This window comes from Brevundimonas pishanensis (assembly GCF_022750635.1).
GTDB lineage: Bacteria > Pseudomonadota > Alphaproteobacteria > Caulobacterales > Caulobacteraceae > Brevundimonas > Brevundimonas pishanensis.
Map to the genome: position 1 here is coordinate 509443 of NZ_JAJKBG010000001.1, position 14392 is coordinate 523834.

The following is a 14392-nucleotide window of genomic DNA, read 5'->3' on the forward strand; positions in this document are numbered from 1 at the left end:
GCGTTCAGCCTTTTTGGCAGCGAGGGCAGAAGAAGGTCGAACGGCCGCCCTGAACGATGCGTTCGATCACGCCCTTGCAGTTCTCGGTGCGGCAAGGTTCGCCCTCGCGGCCATAGACGTCAAAGCTATGCTGGAAATAGCCCTGTCCGCCCTCGGCGTTGGCGAAGTCCTTGAGCGTGGAGCCGCCCGCGAGGATGGCATCGTTCAGAACATTGCGGACTTCTGTCGCCAAACGCTCCAGCTTTGGCTTTGAAACAGCTCCTGCCGCGGTCGTCGGAGAAAAACGCGAACGGTAAAGTGCCTCGCACACATATATATTGCCCAGACCGGCGACGATCTTCTGGTCCAGCAGACTGACCTTGATGTTCTGTTTGCGGCCCTTGAGGGCCTCGGCCAGATGGCTGGCGGAGAAGCTGTTGCCCAACGGCTCGGGGCCCAGACCTTTGAACCACGGATGGGTCTCCACCTCATCGGTCGGGATCAGACCCATAAAGCCAAAGCGACGGGCGTCGGCGTAACCCAGACGGGTGAGGACGCCTCCCTTGTCCGCACAGGCGACGAAATGCTCGTGGGGACCTTGGGTGGGCACCACATCTTCAAACGTACCCAATGGATCTCCGTCCAGCGTGAACCGGCCGGTCATGCCCAGATGGGTGACCCACGTCTCACCGGTGGACAATGGCATCAGCAGGTATTTGGCGCGGCGATCCACCTTCAGGACGGTGGCACCGTTCAGACGCTCTACGAACCTTTCGGGAAAGGGAAAGCGCAGGTCGGGCCGGCGGTGGAGGGTCTGCTTCAGGGTCGCGCCTTCCAGCACGGGCGTCAGGCCACGTCTAACGGTCTCGACCTCTGGCAACTCGGGCATGGCTTCTCCTTGGTTGGCTGAAACCTAGTGTGCCTGCGGGCCAGGGTGAAGCGACCACTGCATATTGGATTGTCACTGCGACATTTTCGCGGTTAGCGTGTTTTCACAACCCGACCCGGCAAGGGGCACGGGATCAAGGATTATATCCATGACGACACCCACTGGCGGGGATGCGTCCCGCCCCTCGGGCAAGCGGATCGAGCTGACTATCCGCGCCCTCATTCTTGGCTGTTTGCTGGCGGTCGTGTTTACCGCCGCCAATACCTATCTGGGTTTGAAAGTCGGCCTGACATTCGCCTCGGCCATTCCCGCAGCCGTTATTTCAATGTCCCTGTTGAGGGCGTTCAAAGGCTCGACCATCTGGGAAAACATGACGGTCCAGACCGTGGCGTCCGTCGGCGGAGCCATGAGCTCCATCATCTTCGTCCTGCCCGGTCTGGTGATGATCGGATGGTGGATGAATTTCCACTTCTGGGAGTCATTTGCCATCTGCGCCCTGGGCGGGATTCTCGGGGTTACCTTCTCCATCCCGCTTCGCCGCACTCTCGTGACCAAGGGCGACCTGCCCTATCCCGAGGGCGTGGCAGCGGCAGAGGTTCTGAAAGTCGGCTCTCCCGGTGAGGGCCAGACCGAGGAGGCTGTGCGCGAGAACAAGTCCGGTCTCTGGATTGTGATCGGCGGGGCTATCGCCTCGGCTTTCTTTGGCTATCTGGCCGCCGCCAAGGTGTTCGCCGAGCAGACGGCCGCCTTCTTCAAACTGCCTGCTGCTCTGGGTGGTGGCGCGACGGGCTTTGGTTTCTCGATGCAGTTCGCCCTTCTGGGTGCGGGTCACCTGATCGGTCTGGCTGTGGGGCTGACCCAGCTGCTGGGCCTAATCCTCGCATGGCTTGTCTTTGTGCCCGTGCTGACGTCGCAAGGCTTTATGGACTGGTCGGCAGCCCATGGCTTGGCCTCGGTTGCCAGCACGGTGCCTGCCGGAAGCAGCGCGCAGGATCTTGCCATGGCGGTATGGTCCAAAGAGGTGCGTTTCATCGGCGCAGGGGTGATCGGCGTTGCTGCGATCTGGACCCTCGCCAAGCTTGCGGGCCCTCTGGTCTCGGGTCTGGCTTCGGCCTTTGCCGCACAGGACAAGCGCAGCCATGGCGAGGCGTTGGACCTGACCGAGCAGGATATCCCGATCAAGACGGTCGGCCTGCTGTCGCTGGTGTCACTGGTCGGCATTGCCATCTTGCTGGCGCTGTTTGCCCAAGGCACCTCATTGGCAGGACAGTCGGTTCTGCTGGTGGTGGGCGGTCTGGCTTACGTCGTTGTCGTCGGCTTCGCGGTAGCGGCTATCTGCGGCTACATGGCGGGCCTTATCGGGTCGTCCAACAGTCCGGTTTCCGGTGTCGGCATTCTGGCTATTCTGGCGTCATCCTTGCTTATGCTGGGTGTCCTGGCGATTTCGGGCGTTCCGGCCGATCCGTCGGTAATCGCCTTTGCGCTGGTGGTAACCTCGGTCGTCTTCGCCGTCGCGGTTATCTCCAACGACAACCTGCAAGACCTCAAGACCGGCCAGTTGGTCGAAGCCACTCCGTGGCGCCAACAGACCGCACTTATCGTCGGTGTGGGCGCGGGTGCTCTGGTGATCCCGTTCGTGCTGGATATGATGAACCAGGCCTTCGGGTTCGAGGGCGGCCCGCCGGCCATCGTCTCGGGTGCCCAACCGTTGGCCGCCCCGCAGGCGACGCTGATCTCGGCGCTGGCCAAGGGTGTCATCAGCGGCGATCTGCGCTGGGATCTGATCGGCGTGGGCGGTCTGATCGGTGTAGTCATCATCCTGATCGACATCGCCGTGCGCAAAGCCAGCAACGGCCGTTACAGCGTACCGCCACTGGCAGCGGGCATCGGCGTCTATCTGCCGGCCTATGTCACGACCATGCTGGTTATCGGTGCGGTGTGCGGCTGGCTGTATGAGCGCGCCATTGCTTCTACGCGCTTTGCGGCCGTTGGTCGTCGCATGGGCGTATTGCTCGCATCGGGCCTGATCGTGGGTGAAAGCCTGTTCGGCGTTCTGACGGCCGCAGTGATCGTGGGCAGCCGCAACGAGGCTCCGTTTGCCCTTATCGGCGAAGGTGGCGCATGGCCGGCCATGTGGGCGGGCTTGATCGCCTTTGCGGCGCTGACGTTGGCGCTCTATCGCTGGACGTTGAAACGCTCGGCCAAGGTCTAAGGACCTTAAAGCGCGGCGACAAAAGCCTCCGCTGCCCGGCTCATGCCCCGTTCGTGGTGGCGCAGTCGGTAAAAGGGCCGCTCGGGTAACTCCAGTGGCAGTTGAACCAGCCGTCCGGCCTCGATCAGGGGTCGGGCGGCCAGTTCAGATATCGCGGTGACCATCTGTCCCGCCCCGACTGCCGTCAGAATGGCTTCGTTCGACGGCAGTGTCAGTTCCACCCTCAGATCGGTCGGAGTTATGCCCGAGGGGAGATGGGCTTCGAACTCGCTTCGGGTGCCTGATCCGGTTTCGCGCAATGCCCAATCCAGTGACTTGATGTCTGTTGCCGATAAGATTCCGGTACGACCCGAAAGGGGATGATCCGGACCGGCTACGACGATCAGTCGGTCAGACCCCACCGCAATCCGTTCGATGCGGGCGGCCTCTTCCTCGCCTTCGATCAGTCCGATCTCGGCTTCGCTGTTCAGAACGGCTTCAATGACATTGTGGGTGTTGCCGATGCGCAGTTCCAGCGCGATGCCCGGATACTGCTTTTTGAAAGCCGACATCCTCTGTGGCAGCCAGTAAGCGCCGATGGTCTGGCTGGCCCACAGCCGCAGCCTGCCGCGCATTAACCCGCCCAGATCCTCCAGCAGCATTTGAGCATCATTCGCCCGTGCCAGTACCGCGCGCGCCTCCGGCAGGAAGGCTTCGCCCGCACTATTAAGCGTCAGCCCGCGCCCCACGCGGTCAAACAGCCGCGTACCGTGCCTAGTTTCCAAAGCTGTCACCGCGGCGCTGACCGCTGACTGGGTCAGGTTCAGGTCGCGGGCGGCCCTGGTCATATGTAACCGCTCGGCGACGGCCACGAAGATGCGCAACTGTTCCAGTGTCATCTGATATTGATCGATCAAAGCGATTATTAAGTCAAAAACTATGCATTAGATCGATTGATGGTGCGGCGCGATAAGGGCCCATGGCTCATATCAACCCTGCCGTATCCAACCGCGTCAGCATCCCCCAGCTCGACCACTCGGCGAAGTTGGTCCCCGGCGTTCTGCTGTCGGGGGCGGTCGCGCTTGTCGCCTATGGCCTTCAGCGAGCCGAGCTGGCGGTGGTCGGCTTTGCGTGGATCGAGGCGTTGGTACTGGCGATCCTGCTGGGTGCAGCGATGCGCCTTGTGTGGACGCCCTCGCAGCGCTGGATGCCTGGCATCAGGTTCAGTGCCAAGACCCTGCTCGAGGTCGCCGTGGCCTTGCTGGGTGCGACCGTATCGGGGGCGGCGGTCCTGGCGTTAGGACCGTGGCTGCTGCTGGCCATTGTCGGTGTGGTGGCAGTGGCTATTGTCGGAGGCTATGTGATTGGCCGTGCCTTTGGACTGCCCCATGCCATGGCGCTGTTGGTGGCATGCGGCAATGCAATCTGCGGCAACTCGGCCATTGCCGCTATCGCGCCTATTATCGAGGCCGAGGGCGAGGACGTGGCCGCAGCCATCGGCTTCACCGCCGTCCTCGGCATCGCCGTGGTTCTTCTGGTGCCGGTTGTCGGCGCGGCTCTGGGGTATCAAGCGACGGGCGTCGGCGTCTTGGCAGGTTTGACCGTCTATGCTGTTCCGCAAGTACTGGCCGCCGCGGCCCCTGCAGGCACCGCCGCCATACAGACGGGTGCGGTGGTAAAGTTGGTGCGTGTGCTCATGCTTGGGCCGGTGTCGCTGGTGCTGGGCCTGATGCACGCCCGCAGACATACTGCCATCGAAGGCAAGTCCAGCCGTCCGCGCCTGTCGCAACTGGTGCCGTGGTTCATCGTGGTCTTTCTGATCCTGATGGCCCTTCGCTCGATGGGATGGGTTCCGGCGTCGGTACTGGTGCCTTTGGATCACGGTGTGACGGCAATGACTCTGATGGCTATGGCGGCTCTGGGGCTGATGGTGGACCCGCGTGCTGTCGCCAAGGCAGGCCCGCGTGTTGCGGCTGTAGCAGGCATTTCCGCCCTTATGATCGCCGCTCTGGCCATAGGAACGATTGAACTTTTGGGTATGGGTTGAACGAACGGTTCGCCGATGAAGCGCTTCGCTGGATGATCGCTGCTCTGGTCTTTTGGCCCGCAGAGTTGTAAGAGGCCCCCGAAATCCTTCCCACATCTGCAGCTAGTTTGCAGCGGCACGGGCTACCCGTGGCCGAACACAGTCCGCCCGAGCCCGAAATAATGAATCTACGTAACGTCGCAATTATCGCACACGTTGACCACGGCAAAACAACCCTGGTTGACGCTCTTCTCGCCCAGTCGGGTGTCTTCCGCGCCAACGAGGCGACCACGGAACGCGCCATGGACTCCAACGACCAAGAGCGCGAACGCGGCATCACCATTCTCGCCAAGTGCACCTCGGTGCTGTGGAACGGCAAGGCTGGCGAAACCCGCATCAACATCATCGACACCCCGGGTCACGCCGACTTCGGCGGTGAAGTTGAACGCATTCTCGGCATGGTGGATGGCTGCGTCATCCTCGTCGACGCCGAAGAAGGCGTCATGCCGCAAACCAAGTTCGTTCTGACCAAGGCCCTGCGTATGGGCCTGCGTCCGATCCTGTGCATCAACAAGGTTGACCGCGCACACGCCGATCCGGACCGCGTTCTGAACGAAACCTTCGACCTGTTCGCCGCTCTGGGTGCCACCGACGAACAACTCGACTTCCCGGTCATCTACGCATCGGGCCGTTCGGGCTGGGCGACGCTTGATCTGGCAAAGCCGAACGACGACCTGACCCCGCTGTACGACTTGATCGTCGACCACGTGCCGGCACCGGCCGCACAAGCGCGCGTCAACGAGCCGTTCCAGATCCTGAACGTTCTGATCGAGTCCGATCCGTTCCTGGGCCGCATCCTGACCGGTCGCGTTCACTCGGGTAAGGCTGTTCCGGGTATGGCCATCAAGGGTCTGGACCGTAACGGCAAGCAAATCGAACAAGGCCGTATCACCAAGGTACTGGCTTTCCGTGGTCTGAAGCGTCAGCCGGTGGACGAAGCCGAAGCGGGCGATATCGTTGCTATCGCCGGTATGTCGAAGGCCACCGTGGCTGACACCCTGTGCGCTCTGGAAGTGACCGAGGCCCTGCCGTCGCTGCCGATCGACCCGCCGACCATCTCGATGACCGTTGGTGTTAACGACAGCCCGCTGGCTGGCCGTGAAGGTGACAAGGTCCAGTCGCGCGTTATCCGCGACCGCCTGCTGAAGGAAGCAGAAGCCAACGTCGCTATCCGCATCACCGAAACCCAAGGTTCGGACGCCTATGAAGTCGCCGGTCGTGGCGAACTGCAACTGGGCGTTCTGATCGAGAACATGCGTCGTGAAGGCTTCGAACTGTCGATCTCGCGTCCGCGCGTGGTCTATCAGAAGGACGAGAACGGCCAGCTGATGGAACCGATCGAAGACGTCATGATTGACGTCGACGAAGAATACTCGGGCATCGTCATTGAAAAGCTGTCGGCCCGTAAGGCTGAAATGACCGACATGGGTCCGTCGGGTGCCGGTAAGACCCGCATCCAGCTGAAGTGCCCGTCGCGTTCGCTGATCGGCTATCAGGGCGAGTTCCTGACCGACACCCGTGGTTCGGGCGTGCTGAACCGCGTGTTCTCGCACTACGAAGAGCACAAGGGTGCCATCGAAGGCCGTCTGAAGGGCGTGCTGGTTTCGAACTCGGACGGCGACACCGCAGCCTACGCTCTGTGGAACCTCGAAGAGCGCGGCGTGATGTTCGTCGGCGCTGGCGAGAAGACCTATCAGGGCATGATCATCGGCGAGAACTCGCGTTGGGACGACCTCGACGTCAACCCGATCAAGGGCAAGCAGCTGACCAACGTTCGCGCCTCGGGCAAGGACGAAGCCGTTCGCCTGACCCCGCCGCGCAAGATGTCGCTGGAACAGGCCATCGCTTACATCGAAGAAGACGAACTGGTTGAAGTGACCCCGAAGAACATCCGTCTTCGCAAGGAAATCCTGAACCCGTCGTTCCGCAAGAAGCGTCAAAAGCCGGAATAAGCATTCCGCTTTGAAGAAAAGGGCAGCTCTCAGGAGCTGCCCTTTTTTCATGCGCGTCAGCCTATTCCGGCTTTTGCTTTGTTCCTTAGGCGTGCCGCTGCGCGGCCCGCTACCAGGGACGTTTGGCAGCCCTTATCGCTCGCCCCGCGGGGGCGAGCTGCTTGAGGGGCAACAAGGGGCGCATGAGGTGGTGTGTCAGGTGCGTGAAAAAGGCCAGCGGGCTGAAGCCGCTGGCCTTTTTGTGTGGTGGATGTGGTTGGCCTTACTTCCGCAGGCCTAGCAGGCCGCGCCAGCCTTTGCTGGTGAGCAGGGCGACGTCGAGGAGGGCGAGGGGGAGCGGGGTCGTGGTTGGGGCGGCGATGAATTTCGGGCGCCAGGCGGGACCGAACTTGCCTTTGTAGGCGCGCAGACCCTGAAAGCCGTAAATGGCATTGGCTTCTTCAAAGATGAGCGCCCCCACGCGGGCGAACACAGGCGAGGTGCGGCGGTCCTCAAGGCCCGATAGCGGAGCCATGCCAAGGTCCAGATGGTCGATGCCGGTTTCGCGGCACCACTGGGCGATGCGGGTGAACAGATAGTCCATCACCCCGTGCGGACCATCCGGCACATAGCGCATCAGGTCGATCATCGCCTCTTTGTTGCCCGCGCCCATTAGCAGGTTGGCAAAAGCGACCATGCGCCCCTCTTCGCGCACAACGGCAATCGGGGACTGGTTCAGATAGCTGATGTCGAAACGGCCGAGTGAAAACTCTTTTTCCGTGCCCTCGTGGTGGTCCAGCCATGCGTCGGAGACAGCACGTAACTCGGCCTCGTGCTCGACAGCCTCTCCGGGCATCAAGACCGAGAAGATCGACCCTTCCCGCTCGGCGCGGTTCACTGCCGTTCGCAGGTTTTGCTTGCCCTTGCCCTCGGTGGAGAAGCTGTGGGTGGGTACGACCGCAGCCTCGCCAACCTTGCGCATCGCCAAGCCCATGGTCGCCAGATCAGCCAGCAAGCGTTCGCTGACGGAGTAAAACACAGGCGCGCCGCCATAGGAGTCCGCCATCTGCGCGAACGACCACAGCAGTTCCAGTCGCTCCGATACAAGACCGGCCGGTTCGCTCATGGCAATCCAGCGACGGCCCCGTACACGATAGGCCAAGAAGCTGTAGCCGGTGGGTGAGAACAGAAGCGCCTTGTCGCCCAGCAGCGCCAAGCGCGCCTCGGGCGGGGCCACCTCGGCCTGCCCCAGAGCCAGCCGCGCGCGCTCTATATCGGCAGACGTTGCCGGACCATGGCTGCGCGCACCGGGGGCCGTTAGCAGCGAGCGGAACGCCACGACGAGCGTCAGAATGGCCAGAACCGCGCTTGCCCGCAAAAAGCCGGACGCCTGCGTATCGGTCAGGAAGGTCCACCACAGTTCGTCGCGGTAGGGGACTTCGCGATAGGCAAAGAAGCCCAGCCAGACCATGGCGATAACCGCAGCGGCCAGCATCAACAACCAGCCCGGACGAAGTGGCTCACCCAGCCGTGAGCGGCGGTTGAAGGCCGACCGGCACGGCCAGAGCAAAAGGGCCGCCAGAAGCATCTCGGCGGCCTGCATGAAGTTCAGGCCCTTGAGGATCGAGAAGACCGCGCCGATGATCAGTCCCACCAATGCGGTGTAATAGGCCCCGCGGCGGCGACGCCACAGGCCCGCCGATACGAACAGAAGCAGGAAGCCCGTCACGCTCGCTGCAAAGTGGCTGAGGTCGATCACCAGCGGCTCGGCCCAGTGATCCAGCGCGTTCAGGCGATCATGAAACTCCGGCGTGACCGCCGACAGCAGCATTAGCCCGCCGAGCAGGAAGCTGGCGATGGCAAACAATTGAGGCGTCAGCTCGAAAGCCAGACCGCCCAATCGGCGCAATATGCGGTGAAGAGTCTGGCTGCGTCGTTGAGTCATAAGGAGTCTTGGGGGGATGTCTCGAGATGCCGCGCTTTTTGCCGATGCGTGGCAGTTAGAAGGTCATTTTTGGGCGCTCGCAACAATCCTTTACACGGCGTGTTCACCTTTTAGCGAGCGGCTTCCCAGCTCGCCAATCGAGGAGTTCGACATGATCCGCAAGACCGCCCTGCTCTCCGGTATCGCTGGTGCCCTGATGTTTGCCGCCCCTGCTCTGGCACAAGAAGCACCACAGGACGCCGATGCGCCGGCTACGGCAACTCAGGAGGCTGCCCAACCGCAGAGCCTGACCCTTACTCCGGGTACGGCTGTGAAGAGCGCCGACGGCACCGAACTTGGTAAGCTGGTGGGTGTCCAAAATGGCGCTTCCGGTCAAGAGCTGACTGTTCGCGGTGCTGATGGATCGGTACGTCCAGTGTCCGTAGCAGGCATTAAGCAACAAGGTACCGATATCGTCGTCGATGCGACCGCATCCGACTTCCAGACCGCAGCGCCGATGGCGGGCGCAGAGCCGGCACCGGCAGCCGAGCCTGCTCCGGCAGAGCCGACTGACGAGCCGACCGAAGAGCCGGCAGAAACTCCGGTTGACGAACCGCGCGCCTAAGGCGGGCAGGTTCCAACCAAAAGAAAGGGCGCCCGGAAGGGGCGCCCTTTTTTCGTGCCTGAAACGCGGTTTTAGCGGCGCTTTTTAATCAGGCCCAGAAGGAACAGCAGGATCACGGCACCAACGGTGGCGACAATGATACCGACAATCCAGCTACCTGCGGCGTCAAAGCCGAGCACATTGTTGGCGAGGAAGCCGCCGATGAGGGCACCTGCGATACCCACGATCAGGTTGGTGAGCAGGCCATGTTCCCGCTTCATAATCTTTTCGGCCAACCAGCCGGCTACAATACCGATGAGGATCCACGCGATCCAACCGAAACCACTCATGGTCAAGTCTCCCAATAACGTTCCAAGGCCTTTGCCTTGGTATGATAATGCCAATAGCGCCGGTCGGTTGCGCCACGGCGGGGCAGGGTGCCCATAGCCAAACGGCGCCAAGCTTGCTGACCTCCACTCAAGCGTTCGGAAAGTGGGCACTTATGGTGTCGTTTTGGAACAGACGAGGTTGGTGTGGCTAAAGAGATCGATTTGCATATCGGGCGCCGGCTGCGTCGCCGCCGCCGCGTTCTGGGGCTGACCCAGCAACAGTTGGGCGATCGTCTGGGTATCCGCTTCCAGCAGGTCCAGAAATACGAGTGCGGAGCCAACCGGATTTCGGCAGCACGCCTTTGGTATCTGGCCAAGGCGCTGGAGATCGACCTCGGCTATTTCTATGACGGTTTCGAGGACGCTGACGGCTTCGTTGATACGGCCCCTAGCCGTGCTGCCCTGCAGGCCGATCAACTGTAATTTCTTGCAAGGACACTGTTCTACTCGCCGGATCAGACCAGCGCGTGTAAGGCAGGGGCCATGACCGAACTCGAAGCCTTCGCCGTTGAACTGGCCAAGATCGCCGCCAAGGCATCCTTGCCGTTTTTCCGCACCGACATTGCGGAAGTGAACAAGGCCGGACCCGGCGCTTTCGATCCTGTAACCGAGGGTGACCGCGCGGCAGAACGCGCTCTGCGCGAGGCGATCAAGGCGCGTTACCCAGAGCACGGCATCATTGGCGAAGAGTATGGCGAGGACAGGCCGGATGCAGAAACCGTCTGGATTCTCGATCCCATCGACGGCACTCGCGCCTTCATCTCGGGCCTGCCGCTGTGGACTACGCTGATTGGTCTGCGTCAGGGCGGTGTGCCCACTATCGGTGTGGTCGGCCAGCCCTATATCGGCGAGATTTTCATTGGCGGCCCCAGTGGTGCGCGCCTGATCGACCGCGAAGGAAATCAGACAGCGTTGCGCACACGGGCGTGCGCCGATCTGGCCGATGCTGTGGCAGCGACGACCGATGCCGACATTTTTCAGGGCGCTGACCGTGATGGGTGGGAGCGCCTCAAGACGAGCGTGCGTCTGGCCCGTTATGGCTGTGATGCCTATGCCTATGCCATGCTGGCTGCGGGCCGGATCGACGTCGTTGCAGAAAGCGAGCTCAAGGTTTGGGACTGGTCGGCGCTGATGCCGCTGGTGAAGGCGGCAGGCGGCAGTTTTACCGGGTGGGACGGGCAGGCCCCGACGGCCAAGGACGGGCGCGTGCTGGCAGTGGGCGATGCCGCACTGACGGCACCGGCGCTGGCGCGCCTGAACGGATAAGGGCGGCCGCCAAAGCCGCCGCCCCCTTCAATGATCTTAGTCGCGGGTAGGACGCCCCGCAGCGATGAAGGCCGCAACGCTCGGGAAGCTCTTGGGCGAGCGGTCCCCACCGCAAACGACGGCCTTCACATAAGCGTCGAGGCTGTTGGCCGGAATCGGCTCGAAATCGAGATCGTTCGGAATGCGTTCCTCGACCGATCCGTCGGCGGCGTAATAGACTTCCTCGCCGGCCTTTGACTGGTTGGCCGAGCAGCGGAAGCTGAGTTCGGTCACCGAGTGCGACAGGTTGCCGGTGTCGCCCGAGGCGGGGACCCGGGCCACCTGAGCGATGGTGACACCGTTGGTCTGTTTGACGCCGTTCACGTCGGTCATGAAGACCGTATGACTGCTGCGCGACACGATGTTCCAGTCGGCACCGGAGGGTGCCGCTTGCGCTTGTGCGGGCGCGGCGAATTCTTCTTGAGCCTGGACGCTGCCGAAGCCACTGGCTGCGAGGGTCAACGCGAAAATAGACAGAGTAAGCATCTGCACATCCTCCCCATGTGTAAGTGCATTTTCGCCCAAGGTTACAGTTTTGCAATGGGGAACCGCGGGACGATGTCGAGGTTTTGCCCTGTTCACACTGCAAGGTAGCGGCATGGCCAAGACCAGACTGAGCATTATCGTCGTTTTGAGCGCCGTTGTTATGGCTTTCGGGGCCTCCGCCCAGCCTTCCGGATCGGGGGCAACTGTCCGCGGTGCTCCTGTGACTCAAGCACCCTTCGAGTCTGAGCGGATCATCGTCGAAGTTCGCGGCAGGCCCGATGGTCCTGATGTGGTGCTGATACCGGGGTTGGCTTCGACATCGGCGGTTTGGGCCAAGCTGGTGCCTGAACTCGAGGGGCAGTACCGGCTTCACCTGGTGACGGTGCGCGGCTTTGGCGAATATCCAGCACAAGGCAACGCCAGCGGCTATCTGGGTACCGCAGTCGCGGCCGAGATCAGCCGTTACATCGAAACCGAAGGCCTGCAGCGACCAGCGGTGATCGGCCATTCGATGGGCGGGCAGTTGGCGCTGCGCATAGCGGCGGACGGCGGAGACAGGATCGGCAGGGTGATGCTGGTGGACTCCTCGCCCTTCTTCCCGTCGCTCATCAATCGCGGGGCGACCCGAGCCGACGTCGAGCCTTTGGCCCGTCTGGCCTACCAAGGCGTGATGCTGTTGGGCGATGACATGTTGCGAAGCCATCCTGCCCGTCTGGGTCTGGACCTCGGCGACGGTGCCGACCGCGTGTTTAATGGGCTGGGATGGCAGGGCGGTGATCGCCGCGTGCTGGCTCAAGGCGTATTCGAGGTGCTGACGACGGACCTGCGTTACCGTCTGCCCCACATCACCGCGCCGGTGACCATCGTCTATGGCTGGAGCGCGGATGCCAGTAGCCCGCGCGCTGTAGTTGACGACCTGTTCCGCTACAGCTTCATGAACCTGCGCCAGCCCGCCCGTTTCGAGCGTGTGCAAGGCGCGGAGCACATGGTGATGATCGATCAGCCGCGCACGTTCGGGCGTCTGGTGCAAGAGTTCCTGCGCTAGTTCCCCTGAAGCTCGCGCACAGCGCCTTGTAGTGCAGCGTCATCCATGATCTCGACCGGAAGGACGTGCTGCGGTTGGTGGGGTACGTTGTTGCCTCGCCCCCGACCGCGATAGACCTTCATGGGCACAGCCATTTGAACAAGGCCGCTGGGCAAATCTTCCAGCCGCGTGTCCATATAAACGGTGTCGGCCGCCGTTTCGCGACCGATCTGAGTAGCACCCGCGGCTTTCCACACATCCACTGCATCAAGGCAGGCGGACGCGCACATCGAATCCGTCAGGACATAGACCTTACCGGCAACCTGTTGGACAGGATCGGTGACGACGGCGTCAGCCGTCTCGCGCTCGATACCCAGATCCTCGCGCCAGTAGATCTCGCCCGCCTCCTGCGCCGTGCGCATGCCTCGGACCATCGTGTCCAAATAGCCCAGTACTTCCGGATTTGCCTGCGCGCCGCGCAAGTCGGCGGCAAACGCGTCCAGTGCCGACCAGTTGGCTTTTGAGGCCCTCCAGTCCACCCCGTCCGACGATTTCATCTTGTGCACTTCGAGCCACGGCTCGCCCCACAGGATGTTGGCCATCTGACGGCTCCAGTGGGATGAACCTCCGCCATTGTTCCGCAGGTCGAGGACGACATAGGGCGCGGTGCGTAGGGTAGCCTGTTCAGCCTGCATTCCCTCCAGAACTGCGGTCAGCTTGGGATAGCTTGTTCCTTGCGGACTTCCATCGAAACTGGGCGTGGAAATCCAGAAGCCGCCGTCCTGAAGGTTCTTTACGCCAAAGTCGCCCGCGGCGGGCTGGAGGCGAGAAAGCTGGTCGTTCAATTCATCGTCGCCGACCTGCCATTCAAGCGCATAGTCGCGGGGACTGCCGTCGACCTGGAACCGGCACGTTGTTGGAGACGCGATCCAGGGGTTCTGCGCATCCTGAAACAGCCAACTGCCTAAACGGACATGCATGGCTTTCAGGAACCAGCGCCCTCGAAACTGGCCTATGCGGCGTGCGGCCAGTTCGTCGGCCGGGACGCCATCACAGTCTATGAGGCGCGCACCCAGAGGCGGCACGCTGGTATCGCCTTCGCGGGTCGCCGCGACCCGTTGGTCGTCACCAATGAAACGGGTCAGGAATCCGGGCCAGCGGGTTTGAAACTGGAACCCTTGATCCTTCATCATGATGCTGACGTGGCCATCGTTAAAGCTGGCGATGTATTCACGCAGGGCCCACCACCAGCCGCCCGCATCGGTGGTCTGGTCGGCGCGCTGAAGAGCGCGTGCCAGACCCGCATCGACCTGTTTGCGAAAATCGGGGTTGAGGGTGTCATGGGCACCGGGATGGCTGTCGATCAGTGCGGCGTGGACGGCTTGGGCGTCGTCCCGCAGGGTCTGCGCCCAGTCGCGCGGCTGATTGATAGACGGCCGGGGCGCAGAAGCCTCCTGGGCATACGCGCTGGAGGCCAAGAGCCAGACCGCAGCAGCAAGACCTGAATATTTCATCGCACCCTCCCGCGAAACACGGGCACCGAGCCCACCTTTGCAATATCGGCAGTTTGCTATTGCGCAGGGG

At 62.1% G+C, this 14392-nt stretch carries 12 protein-coding genes and 1 pseudogene; 7 read left to right on the plus strand and 6 right to left on the minus strand.

Annotated features, from left to right (window positions below):
- Nucleotides 1-4: 4 nt before the first annotated feature.
- The gene (gene mutM / locus LOX95_RS02475; RefSeq protein ID WP_242912775.1) at nucleotides 5-868 is read right to left on the minus strand and encodes a bifunctional DNA-formamidopyrimidine glycosylase/DNA-(apurinic or apyrimidinic site) lyase; all 864 of its coding nucleotides are present in this window, start codon (nucleotides 866-868) and stop codon (nucleotides 5-7) included.
- A 148-nt stretch (nucleotides 869-1016) separates the two neighbouring features.
- Between mutM and LOX95_RS02480 the strand changes: the two genes are divergently transcribed.
- The gene (locus LOX95_RS02480; protein ID WP_242912777.1) at nucleotides 1017-3080 is read left to right on the plus strand and encodes an OPT family oligopeptide transporter; all 2064 of its coding nucleotides are present in this window, start codon (nucleotides 1017-1019) and stop codon (nucleotides 3078-3080) included.
- 5 nt (nucleotides 3081-3085) lie between these two features.
- On the opposite strand, the gene LOX95_RS02485 is transcribed toward LOX95_RS02480, so the two are convergent.
- Nucleotides 3086-3958: a LysR family transcriptional regulator gene (locus LOX95_RS02485; RefSeq protein WP_242912779.1), complete on the minus strand. Its 873-nt coding sequence runs from the start codon at nucleotides 3956-3958 to the stop codon at nucleotides 3086-3088.
- An 80-nt stretch (nucleotides 3959-4038) separates the two neighbouring features.
- Here LOX95_RS02485 and LOX95_RS02490 point away from each other — a divergent pair, with 80 nt between their 5' ends.
- Nucleotides 4039-5106: a YeiH family protein gene (locus LOX95_RS02490; protein ID WP_242912781.1), complete on the plus strand. Its 1068-nt coding sequence runs from the start codon at nucleotides 4039-4041 to the stop codon at nucleotides 5104-5106.
- Nucleotides 5107-5267: 161 nt separating this feature from the next.
- Nucleotides 5268-7097 (plus strand): translational GTPase TypA, encoded by a 1830-nt coding sequence (gene typA / locus LOX95_RS02495; RefSeq protein ID WP_242912783.1) that lies wholly within the window; start codon nucleotides 5268-5270, stop codon nucleotides 7095-7097.
- 262 nt (nucleotides 7098-7359) lie between these two features.
- Here typA and LOX95_RS02500 read toward each other — a convergent pair whose 3' ends face one another.
- On the minus strand, nucleotides 7360-9021 hold the full coding sequence (locus LOX95_RS02500) for a phosphatidylglycerol lysyltransferase domain-containing protein (protein WP_242912785.1): 1662 nt from the start codon (nucleotides 9019-9021) through the stop codon (nucleotides 7360-7362).
- 151 nt (nucleotides 9022-9172) lie between these two features.
- Here LOX95_RS02500 and LOX95_RS02505 point away from each other — a divergent pair, with 151 nt between their 5' ends.
- A complete protein-coding gene (locus tag LOX95_RS02505; protein ID WP_242912787.1) occupies nucleotides 9173-9625 on the plus strand; it encodes a superoxide dismutase in 453 nt (150 codons plus the stop codon).
- Between the two features lie 71 nt (nucleotides 9626-9696).
- Here LOX95_RS02505 and LOX95_RS02510 read toward each other — a convergent pair whose 3' ends face one another.
- Nucleotides 9697-9954: a GlsB/YeaQ/YmgE family stress response membrane protein gene (locus LOX95_RS02510; RefSeq protein WP_242912789.1), complete on the minus strand. Its 258-nt coding sequence runs from the start codon at nucleotides 9952-9954 to the stop codon at nucleotides 9697-9699.
- A 183-nt stretch (nucleotides 9955-10137) separates the two neighbouring features.
- On the opposite strand from LOX95_RS02510, the pseudogene LOX95_RS02515 reads away from it, so the two are divergent.
- Nucleotides 10138-10356, plus strand: a pseudogene (locus tag LOX95_RS02515) (helix-turn-helix domain-containing protein); the annotation flags it as partial.
- 120 nt (nucleotides 10357-10476) lie between these two features.
- Nucleotides 10477-11259, plus strand: coding sequence for a histidinol-phosphatase (hisN, locus tag LOX95_RS02520; RefSeq protein WP_242912790.1), 783 nt, complete (start codon nucleotides 10477-10479; stop codon nucleotides 11257-11259).
- Nucleotides 11260-11295: 36 nt separating this feature from the next.
- Here hisN and LOX95_RS02525 read toward each other — a convergent pair whose 3' ends face one another.
- Nucleotides 11296-11784, minus strand: a complete 489-nt coding sequence (locus tag LOX95_RS02525; protein ID WP_242912792.1) for a hypothetical protein — start codon at nucleotides 11782-11784, stop codon at nucleotides 11296-11298.
- A 112-nt stretch (nucleotides 11785-11896) separates the two neighbouring features.
- Between LOX95_RS02525 and LOX95_RS02530 the strand changes: the two genes are divergently transcribed.
- Entirely contained in the window at nucleotides 11897-12829 is a 933-nt protein-coding gene (locus LOX95_RS02530) for an alpha/beta fold hydrolase (RefSeq protein WP_242912794.1), read from the plus strand.
- Here the strand turns inward: LOX95_RS02530 and LOX95_RS02535 are convergent.
- Nucleotides 12826-14322: a S41 family peptidase gene (locus LOX95_RS02535; protein ID WP_242912795.1), complete on the minus strand. Its 1497-nt coding sequence runs from the start codon at nucleotides 14320-14322 to the stop codon at nucleotides 12826-12828. The two genes, LOX95_RS02530 and LOX95_RS02535, sit on opposite strands and share 4 nt — an antisense overlap.
- Nucleotides 14323-14392: the final 70 nt, after the last annotated feature.